The sequence below is a fragment of the Devosia sp. genome (assembly GCF_024707125.1).
Classification (GTDB): Bacteria; Pseudomonadota; Alphaproteobacteria; order Rhizobiales; family Devosiaceae; genus Devosia.
The window spans coordinates 76,601-93,722 of sequence record NZ_JANQAH010000009.1; the positions used below are offsets into that span (position 1 = coordinate 76,601).

A 17,122-nucleotide genomic window follows, 5' to 3' on the forward strand; every position below is an offset into this window, starting at 1 on the left:
GTTACAATTCTCTCAATTGCACCGGACGGATTGCATGCTCGGCGTTAAGCCGCCGAGCGCAAACGAACGAGCGCATTGGCAAGCTTGCCGGCCACCTGCTCGAGCGGCGCCTGCTCGACGACCGCGCCTTCCTCGAAGGCAACGCGCGGCATGCCATAGACGAGAGCCGAAGCCTGGCTCTGGCCCACCGTATAGGCGCCGGCATCGCGCATCAGTTTGAGACCCCGCGCCCCATCCCGGCCCATGCCGGTGAGGATGGCGCCGACCGCCATATGCCCAACCGCCTTGGCCACCGATTCAAACAGCACGTCCACGCTCGGACGATGGCCGCTGGTCAGCTCATCCTGGCTCAACCGGCATTTCAGCTGCCCCGAAGAGCGCTCGACGCGCAGGTGATAGTCACCGCGCGCCACATAGGCATGGCCGCGCTCAAGCACCATGCGGTCCTCAGCTTCCACCACCTTGATGGCACAGAGCTCATCGAGGCGCGCTGCAAAGCGGCCGGTAAAGCCGGCCGGCATGTGCTGGGCAATGACCACCGGCGGGCAATCGGCCGGCATGTTTGTGAGGACAGCACGGATCGCCTCGACGCCGCCAGTCGAAGCGCCGATGGCAATGAGCGCGCCATCGGGAGCGGCTGCCGTCTTAACCGATGTCTTGGGCGCCTCGATGCGCGTTGCTGCACCGCGCACATCGGTGCGAGCCGCATCGCGGATCTTGTCGCGCAGGCTGGCGCCAAAGGCATCGAGCCCACCGGCAAATTCGGCACTGGGCTTGGCCACAAAGTCGATGGCACCCAGTTCCAGTGCCAGCAGCGTCTCGCTCGCGCCCTTCTTGGTGAGGGTCGACACCATCACCACCGGCATGGGCCGCAGGCGCATCAGCTTTTCGAGGAAATCCAGCCCGTTCATATTGGGCATTTCGATATCGAGCGTCACCACATCGGGATTGAGCTGCTTGATCTTCTCGCGCGCTTCGATCGGGTCCGTTGCCGTGCCGACGACGGTGATGTCGCCGTCGCGCGTCAACATGCGGGTGAGCACCTCGCGAATGAGGGCCGAGTCATCGACGACCAGAACCTTGATAGTCATGCTGCTTCTCGTTTGTTCATCCGCTTGGATTGGTAGATGGTCTTGCCCACGAGGCGGAAACCTTCCCCGCCCGAACCCAGATTTTCCGAGTGGCCGATGTAGAGGAAGGCTTCGGGGGCCAGGAGCTTGCCGAAGCGGCCAAAGACGGCCCCTTGCGTCGGCTTGTCGAAATAGATCGCCACATTGCGGCAGAAGATGGCATCGAACGGGCCCTTCATCGGCCATTCGGCGATCAGGTTGAGCGGCTTGAACGAGACCAGTTCGCGCGCTGCCTGCGGTACCTGCACGGTGCCGTCATTGAGTTTCTGGAATGGCCGGGCGCGTTCCCCGCTGAGGCCCGAAAGCTCGTTCTCAGGATAGATGCCGCGCGCCGCCTTGGCGATCACAGCCGTATCGATATCCGTTGCGAGGATCTTGAAATCCCAGCGCTTGAGTTCGGGAAAGGCATTGAGCAGATCCATGCCGATCGTATAGGGCTCCTGCCCTGTCGAACAACCTGCCGACCAGATGCGCAGTTTTTGGCCGCGCGGCCTCTCGCTGATCAGGCCACCGACATAGGTCTTGAGGTGATCGAAATGGTGGTCTTCGCGATAAAAGCGCGTCAGATTGGTGGTGAGGGCGTTGACGAAGTCCTGCCCGTCGCTCGCCGAGGCGCCCTTTTCGAGATAGTCGACATAGTCGTCAAAACTGGCGAGTTCGAGCGCCCGAACGATCTTTGACAGGCGCGACACCACCAGGGTCCGCTTGGCGTCGCTGAGGGAAATGCCGGCGACCTTATAGACGCGGCTTTTGATGCGCGAAAACTCGCGCTCGCTGAGGGAAATTTCTCCCTGTTCCATGAAACCTTCCCCGACTGCCCCAGGCCCCACCGCAAAGCGGCAAGTCACCGTTACGCCCGCATGATCGCGACATCAGCGCCATGCTGTTGAGCGAAAGTCATAGTGGCCGGTGCATTCCTTAGATTGCGTAAATTCCGCCCGGAACACCGGGCAATATTTGCGCGAAGAGGCCTAGAAAAGTTCGATATCGTCGACCGGCGCTGGCACCACGACACGGCGCTTGGCGAGCGCCAGTTCTTCCTTGGCAACATTGGCGCCGACATCGCTGTCGAGCCGCTTTACGAAGGCACGGCCGGAATGGGGCTTGAACAGCACGCGCCGGGCAAACATGCCCCCGAGGTCTTCGCTCGAGGCCATATAGCCTTCATCGGCGAGGAACTGGCGTACGAATTCGATGTTCTTGGCCCCGACATCGTCGAGCGCCGAATTGATCTTGCCGCCGCCAAAGACCTTGATCTCGAGATTGGACTTCTTGCCCGAGCCCTGCGAGAGCACCTTGTTGATCAACTGTTCCATGGCAAAGGCGCCGTAACGGGCCGAAGCGCCGTAGCGATCCTTGGCCGAACCGGATTGTTCGGCGAGGAGGAAATGGTTCATCCCGCCGACATTGGCGACGCGGTCCCTTACGCAGGCCGAGATGCACGACCCCAGCACGGTCGAAAACGTGACATCCTGCGCCGAAGAAACGTGGCAATCACCCTGATGGACCGTGGTGACGATACCTCTGTCGAATTCAGGAGGCAGGGAGCTATTCTGGCCCATTTGTCTACGAATACCCGTCGAGTCCATTTGCTTCCGACCTTAGCTTTAACTCGTTAGCCAAACGCTAACCACGCTACGCGGGGAGTCCCGATCTGGCTGTCGCAGCAAGAAGCGGTTTAGAAATATTCGGATAGTGTGGGCTGGTAGACCTGAGGTTATGCGTATGTCATTGCAGAAGCTGGCAAGAGAGCTCGACGAGACAGCCCGTCAGTCCGCCGCAATGTTGGAAGGGATTACCGAAGCCCTCGATCTTCTGACCGACTCTTCGGCCGGCAAGGACGCTTCCGTGCGCCAGGCCATGATGATGATCATCACTGCCCTTCAGGGCCAGGACCGTATCGAGCAGCGCTGCCGCAACATGGCACTTGCCGCCCGCCAGTTCTCGCTGCTTCCGCCGACCGCGCCTGAAAGCGTCTATGACGAAATCTGGCAGAGCCTGACCCTCGACGAGCTGCGCGTCCCTGCCCTCTCGGGCGTCGCCGCCAACCAGCCGCACGGCGAGATCGAGCTGTTCTAGGCAGAAGGCTCTTCGACGGCTTTCGACCCCATTCTCGCCGTTGGTGCCTCGCTCGCAGTTTCCTATGGGCGGACACAGGCGATCATCCGCAAGAGTGGGCTTCTAACGAAATTGCGGACTTTCCTGCCGCGCGTCATGCGTCTAGCCTTGCGCCATGACAAAAAGCATCCTCAGGTTCTTTTTCGATTATGGCGCGGGTGGTTGCCTCTGGGCGGGTGACAACGAGACCCGTGAAGAATTGGGACTAGGCCCAGTGGACGAGAAATTGTTCGTTTCGAAGCCTGCTTGTGATCTGCGGGTCCAGCTTGACTTCGAGCATTCCGGCTATCTGAACCCGCTGTATCCGCCCGATCCGAGCCTGTGGACACAAACGCTTTGTGATCGCTTCAATGCTGGGGTGGACACGCTACTTGGGCTTTTGCGGCATGAATTGGGCGCAAGCTATGACATTGTGGATGAGCAACAGCTCTATTGCGAGGATCCCCGCTTGGGCGAGTATCTTGAGAACAATGCAGGCCTTGCTGCACTCAACGAAGTTGACGCGCCAACCGTAGGCTAAAGCATCGCACACGCGCCTCGACTTGCACCGACCTGGCATATTCTGGTGGCGTGCGTTTCTGGCAAATGCCTAACCCGTCATATCTAACTCATTCGGAGATGCAGGTCGGCTTTCGCAGAGCCTGCCTCAAAAGCAGACTGTCGGCTCCCCACCCCGAGTCAGACAGCATTCCGCGCCCCAAAACTAAGAAGGGCGCCTTGCAGCGCCCTCCTTGACTCACGCTTGCAGGCCTTAGCCGTCGAGCTTGGCACCATTGACCACGGCGTGGAGGTCGATGAGACCCACCATGCGGCTGTCATGGGTGATGATGCCGTTGAGGAGTTCCGTATCGATGGCATTGCCTTCGGGCACATTGTGAATGTCTTCGCGGCTCACGGTCAGAATGTCGCTGACAGCGTCGACCAGGATGCCGACCCACTTGTCGCCGACGCTCATCACCACCACGACGTGGTTTTTGGTGGGCGAGGTCTGGCCATCGCCAAAGCGGGCGCGCAGATCGAAGATCGGCACGATAGTGCCGCGCAGGTTGATCACGCCGCGCACGAAGTCGCGCGTGTTCGGCAGCGGGGTCGCACCGTTCCAGGCGCGAATTTCGCGCACCGTGGTGATCTCAACGCCATAGGTCTGCTCGCCGATGGAGAAGGCGATAAGTTGCAGGGTGTTCTGGCCAACGACGGCCGTTTTATCCCCATTGTCTTCGCGGAGGCTGAGCGCTTCCATTTTCCTGGCCTTTCTGCCGCCCTTCTGGGCCGGTTACACACTGTGAGCGGCTGATAAGCCGCGCTTTACTCGTATTCCGGCGCGACGTCGCCGCCGCGCCACTTGGCCAACTAGGCCGCGTTCTGGTGAATCTGGTGGACCCGCAGGCCTTGCACGTCGACGATCAGCGCGACATTGCCGTCGCCCAGGATCGTGCCGCCGGCAATGCCTTCGACCTGCTCGAAGTTTTCTTCGAGCGATTTGATGACGACCTGCTGCTGGCCGATGATGTCGTCGACAACGAGCGCCACCTTCTGGCTACCCTCGCTTTCGCACAGCACCACGAAGCGATCGTCCGGCGCCTTGTTCGAATGCATGCCGAAGCGCTGGGCCACATCGATGACCTGCACATATTCGCCACGCACCTGCAGCACCTGGCCGCCGGAGGGGACGCGCTCGAAAATAGCGCCCGAGCACTGCATGGTTTCAACGATCGAGGAGAGCGGCACCACATAGGGGCTTTCGCCGACCTTGACGAGCATGACGTCGAGCACGGCCAGCGTCAGCGGCAGGCGCAGCGTCACGCGAGAACCCTTGCCGGTCCAGGAGCGGACATGCACGGAGCCGCCGATCTTCTTGATATTGGAGAGCACCACGTCCATGCCGACGCCGCGGCCGGAAATGTCGCTGACCGCATCGGCCGTCGAGAAGCCCGGGGCAAAGATGAGCTGGTCGATCTGCTCGTCGGTCGGGGTGATATCGGGGGCAACCAGACCCTTGTCGCGGGCCAGCTGCAGCACGCGCTCGCGGTTGATGCCGTTGCCGTCATCTTCGACAATGATGAGAATATTGCCGCCGGCCTGCTCGGCCGAAAGGCGGATGGTGCCGATTTCGGACTTGCCGCGCGACTTGCGCTTTTCTGGATCCTCGATGCCATGGTCGGCCGAGTTGCGGATCATGTGGGTCAGCGGATCGGACAACTGCTCGATGACGGTCTTGTCGATTTCGGTGTTTTCACCGATCGTCTCGAGCTTGATCTTTTTGCCGGTCTTGGTGGCGAGTTCGCGCACCAGGCGCGGCATGCGCGAGAACACCGATTTGACCGGCTGGGCGCGGATGGCCATGACCGAGTCCTGCAGGCCGCGCGTCGTCTGGGCCAGAACCTCAAGGCCGCGAACGAGCTCGGTATAGCGGGCACGCAGATTTTCATCCATCTGCTGGGTCAGCATGGACTGGGTGATCACCAGCTCGCTGACCATGTTGACGACACGGTCGACCTTATCGAGATCGACGCGGATCGACTGCACGCCAACGGCGCGATTGCCGCCCTCTTCGCCACCTTCCCCGCCGGCAGCGGGTTTGGGTGCGGCAGCGGGCTTGGGCGCAGCGGCCTGCGGCACGGGCCGCGGCGGCGCAGAAGCCGAGATTTCATTGGCGAGATCGGCAAAGCTGAGAGCCGGTTCTTCGGCCACAGGCTCTGCGGCAACAGGGGCGGACGGAGCTTCGGCAACGAGACGCACGGGAGCGGCAGCCACTTCGTCTTCAGTCAGCGCCATGAGGTTCTCGTCGGCTTTGGCAGGTTGTACGACCGCGACAGGCGCAGGAGCCGGCGCGGCCGCGGGCGGCACCACATGGCCGAGCGGCACGACTTCGATACTGCAATCGCCATCGACGAATTCGAAGACTTCGCGGATCGCGGATTCCGTCAGGTCAGGCGCAAAGAGCGAGATTTCCCATGAGCAATAGACGCCAAACGGCTCGAAGTCGCTCAGGGCCGGAATGTCGGTGAGAATGGCACGGACATTGATCTCGCCCAGGGCTGCCAGTTCGCGGAACAGCAGCAGCGGATCATTGGCGCGCGAATAGAGCTGGCGATAGGGCGTGAAGCGCACTTCCCAGTGGCCCGGCTCGACCGGCATGGGCGGGGCGTCGAACGTATCGGGCTCGGCAGCAACCGGAGCTTCAACGGCTTCGACGACGTCGCCATCATCGACAGCAAGCTCGACGCGCACCGGCGTGAATTCGATATCGAATTCCTCGATGATCTCGCCGCTCCACTCGTCTTCGTCACCGCCGCGCTGGCCGCGGGCAATGGCGTCGAAGCGCTGCTTTTCTTCCTGGCCGTAATCAGCAGCCAGCTCTTCGCCGCTCTGGGCGGCATTGATGTAGTCGCCAACGATGTCATTGGCGCGGATGCAGAGGCTGACCACGTCATCGGTCATCTCCACACGACCATCGCGGACATAGTCGAGCAATGTCTCATAGGCATGGGCAAAGCCCACGAGCCCGGAGAAGCCGAAAGCACCGGCACCGCCCTTGATCGAGTGAATGGCGCGGAAAACAGCATTGAGCCGGTCGGCGTCGCGCTCGCCCCCTTCGATCGCTGCGAACTGTTCTTCGAGCTCGTTCATCAGCTCGGAACATTCGTCGAAATAGGTGGCCTTGAAGTCGTCTAGGTCGCTCATGGCGCCGTACCAGCCTTAGAAGGTAGTGTTAGTGGACCACGCGATGGATGACGCTGATCAGCTTGTCGGGGTCGAAGGGTTTCACGATCCAGCCCGTGCCGCCCGCGGCCTTGCCTTGGTCGCGCTTGTCCTGGCTCGTTTCAGTCGTGAGAATGAGGATCGGCAGGCTTTGGTACTGGCCGCTGGCCCGCACATTCTTGATGAACTCGATACCGTCCATGACAGGCATGTTGATGTCGGTGATGACGACGTCGATGTCGTGGCTCATCAGCACATCCAGGCCCTGCTTGCCGTCTTCGGCCTGCAGCACCTCGAAACCGGCATTGCTCAGCGTATGGTGCAACATGGCCAGGATGGTTCTGGAATCATCCACAGTCAGTACGCGCAATGTCATGGTCTCATCATCCCTGAAAATTGTGCGCCAAGGCCCAATCGATCGATCGCGGCCAACATGGCGGCGCTCGGCGCGTCGACAGCAAATTCATTATGGTTGCGACGGGCGCTTTCGGCAGCGCTGATCAACATCAGCAGACCATTGGTCGACACGCGTTGCACCGCGCTTGCGACCACGGTCACCGCACCATCTTCGACAGCGTCGATCAGCTTGTCACGAATCGCGTCCAGCGCGTCGAGGTCGATGACCTCTGGCAAGGCAATCGCGCTTGCTTCCTGATGTGCCATTTCGTGGCCAGCCCCCGGAGTTCTCTCCTTCGCCATATTCATCTGGAACGGTTTAAGAAGTGCTAATCGCCCGGATGCCGGGGCTTAGCGTCGTGCGACCTCCAGCGCGCTTGCCGCCGCGGGCAAGTGGCTGTAACGAGGCGGCAGTATCAGGACAATTGCCATGACCACCAAGATCGCCCTGACCGGGCTCGCCCGTGACCTTGCCGCCCGCGCCGATGCGGGCAAGCCCATTCGCGTCGGCGTTATCGGCTCGGGCGAGATGGGCACCGATCTCGTCACCCAGATGAGCCTGATGAAGGGCGTCGAAATGGCGGCGATCGCCACAAGGCGTCCCCATACGGCGCTGGCCGCCATGACCATTGCCTATGGCGACGACAGCCATGGCAAGGTGGTCGATTCCCCGGCTGCCGCCACCGCCGCCATCGAACAGGGCAAGATCGCCGTCACCTCGGCCGAAACTCTCGTCACCACGCCCAATATCGATGTCGTCATCGACGCCACCGGCAAGCCGGGCGTTGCCGCCGATTTTTCCCTCACCGCCATGGAGCATGGCAAGCATCTCGTCATGATGAACGTCGAGGCTGATGTCACCATCGGACCCTATCTGAAGGCCCAGGCCGACCGCCTCGGTGTCGTCTATTCCGTCGGCGCCGGCGACGAGCCCTCGTCCTGCATGGAGCTGATCGAATTCGTCACCGCGCTTGGTCTTGATGTGGTTGCGGCCGGCAAGGGCAAGAATAATCCCCTCAAGCACGACGCGGTCCCCGACGATTATCGCGAGGAAGCCGACCGGCGGAACATGAATCCGCGCATGCTGGTGGAGTTCGTCGATGGGTCGAAGACCGCGGTCGAGATGACCGCCATTGCCAATGCCACCGGCCTCATGCCCGATATTCCGGGCATGCACGGACCCAAGGCCGACCGTGACGACATGGCCAAGGTGCTGATTCCCAAGGCCGATGGCGGGATTCTGAATTCCTCCGGCGTCGTCGACTTCACCATCGGCAAGGGCGTCGCCCCGGGCGTCTTCGTCATCGTCAAGGCGGAGCATCCGCGCATCATCGAACGCATGGACGATCTCCACATCGGCCATGGGCCCTACTATGCCTTCTTCCGGCCCTATCACCTGACGAGCCTTGAAGTGCCGCTGACCTGCGCGCGTATCATGCTCACCGGCAAGCCGGACATGGTCCCCCTGCCCCGGCCCGTCGCCGAAGTCTGCGCCGTCGCCAAGCGCGACCTACTGCCCGGCGAACCGCTCGATGCGATCGGCGAGACCTGCTACCGCTCCTATGCCATGAGGGCCGACGATGCCCGCGCGGCAGGCGCCGTGCCGGTCGGCCTCCTCGAAGGCGGCAAGGTCACGGCACCGATTGCCAAGGGCGCGCTTCTTACGGCGGCCAACAGCCAGCCCGATTCTTCGACGCGACTGTTCGCCCTGCGGCGCGAGCAGGATCGGATGCTCGGCTACACCTCGTAGGCAGGGGCGGGGGAGCCTTAGCTCCCCTTGATGGCGATCTTGCCCTTGCGGCCCGGTTCGCCGCTGGCCCGCACGGCTTCCGCCACGTCAGTGATCGGATAGGCGGCCTCGATATCGAGCACCAGCTTGCCGGCGGCCGCATCCCGGATCAGTTCACCCAGCAGTTCGCCAATGCGCTCGGGCTTGACCGGCGGCTTGGCGCCCCAGAATCCCTTGACCGAAATATTGCGGAACAGCAGTTCGCCGGCCGAAATTTTCAGCGGCCGGCCGGTCATCGCGCCAAAGCTGATCAGTTGCGCGCCATCGGCCAGAATGCCGGAAAGCTGTGCCGCGCCGTCCCCACCAAGCGACTCGATGCCGCGAATGATCGGCGCCCCGCCGGTGATCGTGCGGACTTTTTCCTGCCAATCTTCGCCTTCGGTCGCGACGACAGTCTTGAACCCGAGCGCTGCCATTTCGTCGACGGCAGCATCGCGCCGGACGAGGCCGAGGACGTTGACGCCCTTTTCGGCACCATACTGGGCAAGCAGCTTGCCCACCGCGCCATTGGCCGCATTGATCGCGATCCAGTCGCCGGCACCAACCTCGAGCGTATCGAGCAGCATCTTGGCCGAGAGCGGCATGGAGACCAGCTGGCAGGCGGTCTCGTCGCTGACGCTGTCGGGCACCGGCACGAGCCGCGCCGCGGTCGCAAGATAATATTCGGCCCAAGTCTTTTCCGCGCCGCCGGCGACGCGCTGCCCCTGCTTGAGATGGGTAACGCCCTCACCCAGTGCTTCAACCACGCCGACCGCTTCCGTGCCTGGCACGGCCGGCAGAGCGGGCTTGAACCCATAATGACCGGCAATGGTCATCAGGTCATGGTTATGGACCGGCGACAGCACCATCTTGACCAGGACCTGGCCGGGTCCGGGTTGCGGGCGCTCCACCTCCTTGGTCTGTAGAACTTTTTCCGGCGTGCCGAATTCGGAATAAATGGCGGTCTTCATCACCGGCTCCTGTAAATTACTATGCGGCAAAGATATGTCTCGCGCTTTGGTGTTCAAGCCCCGCTTGCCATCCCCCAAGGCATGAAATAATTGCTGAGCGTGTTATTCAGGATTTAAGCCATGTCGACCGAAGCTCTCGATCCCCGCGCGCCGCAGCGCGTTCGCCACGACACCCGTCTGCGTTTGCTGACCGTGACTGCCGTCACCGACATTACCCCGCTCATGCGCCGGGTTCGACTCACCGGCGACATGGAAGGCTTCGTTTCTCCCGGCCATGCCGATCATATCAAGGCTTTCTTCTTTCCTGAAGGCGTAACGCCACTCCTGCCGGTTGTCGGGCCCAATGGCGCCGAATTCGAACCCGGCACCCGCCCCGAAATGCGCGACTACACGCCCCGCTATTGGGATGTCGCGCAGGGCTGGATCGAACTCGATTTTGTGTTGCATGGCGATGGCCCTGCCTCGAGCTGGGCGGCAGCTGCCGCGCCGGGCAAGACCCTCGTCATCGGTGGTCCGCGTGGTTCGGTGGTCGTGCCCGCGACCTATGACTGGTATCTGCTGGTCGGCGACGAAACCGCCCTGCCCGCCATCGGCCGCCGCATCGAGGAATTGCCCGCAGGCGCCATCGTCGTCGCCGTTGTCGAAGTCGACTCTGCCGCCGAAGAGCAGGGTTTTGAGAGCAAGGCCGATGTCGACCTCGTCTATGTCCACCGCAATGGCGCTCCGGCTGGCACCACCACGCTGCTCATCGACACGGTCAGGACGTTGGACCTGCCCAAGGGCGATGCCTATGCCTATATCGCGGGCGAGAGCGGCATGAGCAAAGCGGTTCGCCAGCACCTCACCGAAGAGCGCGGTTTCAGTTCCGAATGGGTCAAGGCAGCCGGTTACTGGTTGCTCGGCACCGCAGACGCCCACGAACCGCACTAGCGCCAAGCCGGCCCGCAAGGGCCGGCACTCACCGGTTACTTGGTTTTGGTCTTGCCCGAAGTCGGCGCATTAGCCTCGGCCTGCAACCGGTCCATCAGCGCGCGCCATTCTTCATAGGCCACGTCCTGGTCCGGCAGCGCCTCGCGCGAGCCGCCGCGTTCAACCAGTTCGCTCAACACAGCTTCAACGTCGGGACCTTTTTCCTCGCAGGTCCCGGCTTCATCGAGCGCATTGAAGGCGGGGGTGTAATAATTGGTGTCGTAGTCGTCGGTACTGAGCTTGAGCTGGCCATAGGCAAGGAGGTCAGCGGAATCGGTCAGCAGCGACCATTCCTCGTCCGTCACCTCATGGCCCCCGCAATTGCTTGACACGACATTGGCGAGGACGACGCGCTCTAGAAACGCCGCGGCCTCCGCTCCCGAATAGGAGGTCAGGTCGGGCAGTTGCACGAAAATCTTGCCGTCAGCGGCGGCCTGCTGCACTCCCACCGCCAGGAGAAGTCCGGTCACCAGAGCTTTCTTGAGCATTTGCATCCCTCACAATTCGCTTGCCCCGAAGGTACTGACCCTAATGGAGAAATAACGGCAATAGGACTACTTCGGTTGACCGCCGACGAATTGCACCGCCCGAGCGCCATTGGCGATACCGCGCTCAAGACACGCCTCGACCGACTGCCCCTCCGTGAGCGCAGCAATAAAGCCCGCCGCGAAGGCATCGCCTGCCCCGGTTGAATCGACTACTTTCACGATCGGCGCCGGACGGCTGAGATCGACACCCTGCGCCCCACCGACTGCAGCGCCGAACCGCCCGCGCTTGATGACGACATGTCGGAATTGCGCCCCAAGAATCCGCACCTGGTCCTCAAAGCCGGCGACACCCGCCAGCATTTCCGCTTCGCTCTCATTGGCAAAGAGCCAGTCGGCCGCGCCAACCCAGGCCAGGAAGGTTTGCGGCCCGACCTCTTCGAGAAAGCCGATCGAGGCCGGATCGATGGCTATCGGGATATTGCGCTTGCGGGCCCGACCCAGCAGCGACTGCACGGCAGCGCGCGGCCCCGGCGCAAAGAAGCTGTAGCCCGAGACCAGCACCAGTCCCGTGCCATCGAGGAGGCTGTCGGGCAGGTCGTCGGCGCACAGGTTGAGATTGGCCCCGCGATCGGTAAGGAAGCTGCGCTCGCCGCTCGGATCGAGCAGAGTCACGAGCACGCCCGAGCCGAGCTGCGCATCGCCCGCCAGCATGGGCGTCACGCCGCGCAGGCGGAAATGCCCTTCATGGCTCGCCTTGTCGACCATCCCGACACGGGCAGCAAACACTACATCGGCGCCGGCCGCGCCAAGCCACACGGCCTGATTGGCCCCCGAACCACCGGCACGGCTTTCGATCGCCGCGCGCCGGTCGGAACCGAACACGATCGGCCCCTCGGGCTTGACGATGACGTCGGTCATCACGTCGCCGACGACGAGGACTTTTTTGCTCATGCGCGGCGAACGGGTGCCTTGCCGGCCTGAAGATGCGCCAGGGCCACGGCGATCTGGCCAGCCACAAGCGCATTGTTCTTCACGAGCGCAATATTGGACACCAGCGACTTGCCGCCCGTCAGCTCAAAGATGCGCTGCAGCAGGAAGGGCGTCATCGCCTTGCCTTTCACCCCTTTGGCGTCAGCGTCGGCCAGAGCCTGGGTGATAAAGCCTTCGATGGCGCTGGCTTCCCAGGCATCGGCTTCAGGAATGGGGTTGGCGATCAGCACGCCGCCCATTTCGAGATCGGACTGGATGGCCAGCATCTTGGCGACGCCCTCGGCATCGTCAAAGCGGTGATCGACGCTGAAGCCGCTTTCGCGGGCCCAGAAGGCCGGGAAGTGGTCGGTACCGAAACCGAGGACCGGCACGCCATTGGTCTCAAGCACTTCGAGGGTCTTGGCAATATCGAGGATCGACTTGGCGCCTGCGCAGACGACGGTAACCGGCGTCTTGCCCAGTTCTTCAAGATCAGCCGAAATATCAAAGCTGTCCTCGGCGCCGCGATGCACCCCGCCGATGCCGCCGGTCGCAAAGACCTTGATGCCGGCAAGCGCGGCGATCTGCATGGTCGTTGCAACCGTCGTTCCGGCCGTGGTCCCGCTCGCAAGGAGCGCCGCGACGTCACGACGGCTCGCCTTGGCAGCCTTGTGGCCTTCGAGGGCAAGGCGTTCAAGGTCTTCACCGGCAAGACCCACGCAAAGCCTTCCGTCCATGATGGCGATGGTCGCCGGCACAGCGCCGGTTGCCCGCACCACGTCCTCGACTTCGTTGGCCATTGCCAGGTTCTGCGGATAGGGCATGCCATGGGTGATGATGGTGGATTCAAGCGCCACCACGGCCTTGCCGGCAGCCAGCGCCGCCTTCACGTCTGCCGATACTGAGAGATAGGCCTTGCCGCTCATCCATGCCTCTTGGGAACTGTTCGGGGGCGCATAAGCTCTGCCCCAGGTTGCCAGCGCTTTTGCGCCTGGGTTGTTCTCTGGTCAACCCCCGCAAAAACTTCTGTTTGTCAGTCTTGTCGCTCTGAAAAAATGGCTTTAGTTTGCCCGTGATCAGAGAGGGAAAGGGCACTTCGCTGACCAGGTCTTTTGTTGATGGCGCGCGTGCCGCGCATCGATATTCGCCCGTCTCCGGGCCGATCGCAGCGACAGTCCCGGGCGCCCTTCGGCGTCCCCTAGAGACGTGTTCCCAATTGTTCACCAATTCTGCGCCGGGCACTCAAAGATGAGCGCCCGGGCCTGAGCGCGGCTTGCCGCAAAAGCCTGCCGCTTGCCGGCACCTAACCGCCCCTTCGCAAGAGGGGCAATGCCCCCGAATTATTACTAGGAGCTTCCACGTTATGAACAAGACGCTCGCCCTCGCCTTTGGCGCCCTGGTGGCCGCAAGCCCCGCTTTGGCCCAGGAGGAACCGGTCCTCAACGTCTACAATTGGTCCGACTATATTGCCGAAGATACCATCGCCAATTTCGAGGCGGAGACCGGCATCAAGGTCAACTACGACGTCTATGACAATAACGAGATCGTCGACGCCAAGCTTCTCGCCGGCAATTCCGGCTATGACATCGTCGTTCCCTCGGGCAATTTCCTCGAGCGCCAGATTCTTGCCGGCCTGATCCTGCCGCTCGACAAGTCCAAGCTGACTAATCTGGGCAATCTCGACCCGGCCGTGATGGCAACTGCCGCGAGCCAAGACCCGGACAACGCCCATGGCGTGCCCTATATGATCAACACGATCGGGCTCGGCTACAACGTCGCCAAGGTCACCGAAGCTCTCGGCCCCGATGCCGATCTTGAAAGCTGGGACCTGCTGTTCAAGCCCGAAGTCGTCTCCAAGCTCGCCGGTTGCGGCGTTGCCGTGCTCGACAGCCCCTCTGAGGTCACTGGCATTGCGCTCCACTACCTCGGCCTTGATCCGAACTCGGAAAGCGAAGAGGACCTCGCCAAGGCCGAGGAACTGCTGAACTCGGTCAAATCCTCGATCCGCTACTTCCATTCGAGCCAGTACATCGACGACCTGGGCAATGGCGAAATCTGCCTGGCGCTCGGTTATTCCGGCGACATCTTCATCGCTTCCGACGCTGCCGCACAGGCCGGCCAGGGCAATGAAGTGACCTACCTGATCCCCAAGGAAGGCGCCGCGACGCTGTTTGACTTCCTGGCGATCCCGATCGATGCCCCGCATCCGGAAAACGCCCATAAGTTCATCGATTATATTTTGAAGCCCGAAGTCGTGGCAGCGATCACCAACTACGTGTTCTACGCCAACCCCAACCTGCCGGCGCTCGAATTTGTCGACGAGGAAGTCAAGTCGAACCCGGGCATCTACCCGCCCGCCGAGACCATCGCCAAGGCATTCGTCATGAAGGCGCACTCGCCTGAATTCGAAGAGGTCTTGACCCGCACCTGGACCCGCATCAAAACCGGCCAGTAATATCTTCATAGGGGCGGCTTTTCCTGCCGCCCCTTCACTCTCCTCGGATGCCGCCATGAAGAAGTCCCAGCAGCTCGCCGTCGATACTCGGCCGTGGCGCGATACGGCCAATAACAAGCCCTTTGTCCGCATCAAGAACGTGACCAAAAAGTTCGGCGATGTGCTGGCCGTGCACGATGTCTCGCTCGACATCTACAAGTCCGAACTCTTCTGCCTGCTCGGCGGTTCGGGCTCGGGCAAGTCGACCCTGCTGCGCATGCTGGCCGGCTTCGAGCAGCCGACCTCGGGCACCATCGAAATCGATGGCCAGGACATGACCGAAGTCCCGCCCTACAATCGTCCGGTCAACATGATGTTCCAGTCCTATGCACTCTTCCCGCATATGTCTGTCGAGCAGAACATTGCCTATGGCCTCAAGCGCGACAATCTCCCCAAGGGCGAGATCAATGACCGCGTCGCCGAACTCCTCAGCCTCGTCAAACTGCAGGACTATGGCCGCCGCAAGCCGCACCAGCTTTCCGGTGGCCAGCGCCAGCGCGTGGCCCTGGCGCGCGCGCTCGCCAAACGCCCAAAACTCCTGCTCCTCGACGAGCCCTTGGGCGCATTGGACAAAAAACTGCGCGAGGAAACCCAGTTCGAACTGGTGAAAATCCAGGAGAGCCTGGGCGTCACCTTCATCGTCGTGACCCACGACCAGGAAGAGGCGATGACCCTTGCCACCCGCATCGGCGTCATGAACCTTGGTGAAATCGCCATGGTGGGCGAACCCACCGACATTTACGAATTCCCCAATTCCCGCTTCGTTGCCGGCTTCATCGGTTCAGCCAATATGGTGGAAGGCATCGTCACCGAGGACGAGCCGGGCCATGTGCGCATCCGTTCGAGTGAACTGGGCTGCGACATCTATGTCGGCCACGGCGTCGATTGCGCGCCCGAACAGATTCTGTGGTGGGCTATCCGCCCCGAAAAATGTCGCTCAGCCGTGAAAAACCCCAGACGCCCCATGATGCCAATGTCACTTCGGGCATTGTAGAAGAGATCGCCTATCTCGGGGATATCTCTTTGTATCAGGTGGCTCTGGAGAGCGGGAAACGCATCCGTGTCAGCCAGACCAACTCGGTTCGCGGCAATCCCGATGCCATCACCTGGGACGAGAAGGTGTTTGTCACCTGGAGCGACAGCTCTGGTTCGGTGCTGACAGTATGACCGCCGCCCATTCCCCCACCATTCCGCCGCCAAGACGCTTGAAGCCGTGGAACGCGGTCGAGCGTGGCCTTGCCAAGGTCGGCATTTCCGGCCGCATGCTGGTGCTTGCCGCCCCGGTCCTGTGGCTGCTGGTCTTCTTCCTCATTCCGCTGGCCGTGGTTTTCGGCATTTCGCTCGCCACAAAACAGTTCGGCCGCCCGCCCTATTCGCCGCTCCTCACCACCGAGGAAGGCACGGTGCAACTGACCCTGCACCTCAACAATTACATCCGCCTCTTCACCGACAATCTCTATATCGCGGCCTATCTGTCCTCGATCCGCATCGCCTTCATCTCGACGGTGATCACGCTGTTTGTCGGCTACCCAATGGCCTATGCCATTGCCCGGGCTCCCGATCGCTGGCGCAATATCTTGCTTATGCTGGTGATCCTGCCCTTCTTCACCTCGTTCCTGCTGCGCGTCTATGCGCTCACCGGCTTCATGCGCGGCAATGGCGTCATCAACCAGTTTTTGGGCCTTTTTGGTATCGAACCGCTGGTGATGATGCAGACCGACTTCGCCGTCTATGTCGGCATTGTCTACACCTACCTGCCCTTCATGATCCTGCCGCTCTATACGACGCTGGTGAAACTCGACGTATCGCTCTTCGAAGCCTCGGCCGATCTCGGCGCTCGCCCGCTGCGCACCTTCCTGTCGGTGACGCTGCCGCTCTCGCTGCCGGGCATCATTGCCGGCTCCATGCTGGTCTTCATTCCGGCCATTGGCGAATACGTTATCCCCTCGCTGCTCGGAGGCCCCGAAACCCTGATGATCGGCCGCGTGCTCTGGGACGAATTCTTCACCGCCGCCAACTGGCCGCGTGCGGCCGCCGTGGCGGTCGCCATGCTCCTGGCCGTGGTGGTTCCGATCATGCTGTTGCAGCGCGCGCAAAGCGCCGTGGTGGAGAGATAA

At 61.8% G+C, this 17,122-nt stretch carries 17 protein-coding genes and 1 pseudogene; 7 read left to right on the plus strand and 11 right to left on the minus strand.

Annotation, left to right across the window (positions count from 1 at the left end; all coding sequences use genetic code 11):
- Positions 1 to 44 precede the first annotated feature (44 nt).
- From NVV77_RS10285 to NVV77_RS10295, 3 genes are all read right to left on the minus strand, one after another.
- Positions 45 to 1,091, minus strand: coding sequence for a chemotaxis response regulator protein-glutamate methylesterase (locus tag NVV77_RS10285; protein WP_295412701.1), 1,047 nt, complete (start codon positions 1,089 to 1,091; stop codon positions 45 to 47).
- Complete coding sequence (locus NVV77_RS10290; RefSeq protein ID WP_295412702.1) at positions 1,088 to 1,930, minus strand: protein-glutamate O-methyltransferase CheR; 843 nt, start codon at positions 1,928 to 1,930, stop codon at positions 1,088 to 1,090. The genes NVV77_RS10285 and NVV77_RS10290 overlap by 4 nt, the downstream gene beginning before the upstream one ends.
- Before the next feature lie 171 nt (positions 1,931 to 2,101).
- The gene (locus tag NVV77_RS10295; RefSeq protein WP_051960838.1) at positions 2,102 to 2,692 is read right to left on the minus strand and encodes a chemotaxis protein CheD; all 591 of its coding nucleotides are present in this window, start codon (positions 2,690 to 2,692) and stop codon (positions 2,102 to 2,104) included.
- Between the two features lie 163 nt (positions 2,693 to 2,855).
- Between NVV77_RS10295 and NVV77_RS10300 the strand changes: the two genes are divergently transcribed.
- Both NVV77_RS10300 and NVV77_RS10305 read left to right on the plus strand, forming a co-directional pair.
- Entirely contained in the window at positions 2,856 to 3,209 is a 354-nt protein-coding gene (locus NVV77_RS10300) for a hypothetical protein (protein WP_295412704.1), read from the plus strand.
- A gap of 154 nt (positions 3,210 to 3,363) precedes the next feature.
- The gene (locus tag NVV77_RS10305; protein WP_295412706.1) at positions 3,364 to 3,768 is read left to right on the plus strand and encodes a hypothetical protein; all 405 of its coding nucleotides are present in this window, start codon (positions 3,364 to 3,366) and stop codon (positions 3,766 to 3,768) included.
- A gap of 231 nt (positions 3,769 to 3,999) precedes the next feature.
- Here NVV77_RS10305 and NVV77_RS10310 read toward each other — a convergent pair whose 3' ends face one another.
- The 4 genes from NVV77_RS10310 to NVV77_RS10325 form a co-directional block, all read right to left on the minus strand.
- A complete protein-coding gene (locus NVV77_RS10310) occupies positions 4,000 to 4,488 on the minus strand; it encodes a chemotaxis protein CheW (RefSeq protein WP_035085422.1) in 489 nt (162 codons plus the stop codon).
- 110 nt (positions 4,489 to 4,598) lie between these two features.
- Entirely contained in the window at positions 4,599 to 6,932 is a 2,334-nt protein-coding gene (locus tag NVV77_RS10315) for a chemotaxis protein CheA (protein WP_295412708.1), read from the minus strand.
- A 28-nt stretch (positions 6,933 to 6,960) separates the two neighbouring features.
- Entirely contained in the window at positions 6,961 to 7,326 is a 366-nt protein-coding gene (locus NVV77_RS10320; protein ID WP_035085423.1) for a response regulator, read from the minus strand.
- The gene (locus NVV77_RS10325) at positions 7,323 to 7,613 is read right to left on the minus strand and encodes an STAS domain-containing protein (RefSeq protein WP_291421606.1); all 291 of its coding nucleotides are present in this window, start codon (positions 7,611 to 7,613) and stop codon (positions 7,323 to 7,325) included. The genes NVV77_RS10320 and NVV77_RS10325 overlap by 4 nt, the downstream gene beginning before the upstream one ends.
- Positions 7,614 to 7,776: 163 nt before the next feature.
- Here NVV77_RS10325 and NVV77_RS10330 point away from each other — a divergent pair, with 163 nt between their 5' ends.
- The gene (locus tag NVV77_RS10330) at positions 7,777 to 9,096 is read left to right on the plus strand and encodes a homoserine dehydrogenase (RefSeq protein ID WP_295412710.1); all 1,320 of its coding nucleotides are present in this window, start codon (positions 7,777 to 7,779) and stop codon (positions 9,094 to 9,096) included.
- A gap of 17 nt (positions 9,097 to 9,113) precedes the next feature.
- Here NVV77_RS10330 and NVV77_RS10335 read toward each other — a convergent pair whose 3' ends face one another.
- Positions 9,114 to 10,085, minus strand: coding sequence for a zinc-binding dehydrogenase (locus tag NVV77_RS10335; RefSeq protein ID WP_295412712.1), 972 nt, complete (start codon positions 10,083 to 10,085; stop codon positions 9,114 to 9,116).
- Positions 10,086 to 10,205: 120 nt separating this feature from the next.
- Between NVV77_RS10335 and NVV77_RS10340 the strand changes: the two genes are divergently transcribed.
- Complete coding sequence (locus NVV77_RS10340; RefSeq protein ID WP_295412714.1) at positions 10,206 to 11,015, plus strand: siderophore-interacting protein; 810 nt, start codon at positions 10,206 to 10,208, stop codon at positions 11,013 to 11,015.
- A gap of 35 nt (positions 11,016 to 11,050) precedes the next feature.
- On the opposite strand, the gene NVV77_RS10345 is transcribed toward NVV77_RS10340, so the two are convergent.
- The 3 genes from NVV77_RS10345 to NVV77_RS10355 all read right to left on the minus strand — a co-directional run bounded on the left by NVV77_RS10345 (position 11,051) and on the right by NVV77_RS10355 (position 13,437).
- A complete protein-coding gene (locus tag NVV77_RS10345; protein WP_295412716.1) occupies positions 11,051 to 11,542 on the minus strand; it encodes a hypothetical protein in 492 nt (163 codons plus the stop codon).
- A 66-nt stretch (positions 11,543 to 11,608) separates the two neighbouring features.
- Positions 11,609 to 12,493 (minus strand): carbohydrate kinase family protein, encoded by an 885-nt coding sequence (locus NVV77_RS10350; RefSeq protein WP_295412718.1) that lies wholly within the window; start codon positions 12,491 to 12,493, stop codon positions 11,609 to 11,611.
- Positions 12,490 to 13,437: a pseudouridine-5'-phosphate glycosidase gene (locus NVV77_RS10355; RefSeq protein ID WP_295412720.1), complete on the minus strand. Its 948-nt coding sequence runs from the start codon at positions 13,435 to 13,437 to the stop codon at positions 12,490 to 12,492. Before NVV77_RS10355 ends, NVV77_RS10350 begins: the two co-directional genes overlap by 4 nt.
- A gap of 437 nt (positions 13,438 to 13,874) precedes the next feature.
- On the opposite strand from NVV77_RS10355, the gene NVV77_RS10360 reads away from it, so the two are divergent.
- From NVV77_RS10360 to NVV77_RS10370, 3 genes and pseudogenes are all read left to right on the plus strand, one after another.
- Positions 13,875 to 14,966 carry a polyamine ABC transporter substrate-binding protein gene (locus tag NVV77_RS10360; RefSeq protein WP_295412721.1) on the plus strand — a complete coding sequence of 364 codons (1,092 nt, stop codon included), beginning with the start codon at positions 13,875 to 13,877 and terminating at the stop codon, positions 14,964 to 14,966.
- Between the two features lie 55 nt (positions 14,967 to 15,021).
- Positions 15,022 to 16,172, plus strand: a pseudogene (locus tag NVV77_RS10365) (ABC transporter ATP-binding protein).
- A gap of 95 nt (positions 16,173 to 16,267) precedes the next feature.
- A complete protein-coding gene (locus NVV77_RS10370; protein ID WP_295414424.1) occupies positions 16,268 to 17,122 on the plus strand; it encodes an ABC transporter permease subunit in 855 nt (284 codons plus the stop codon).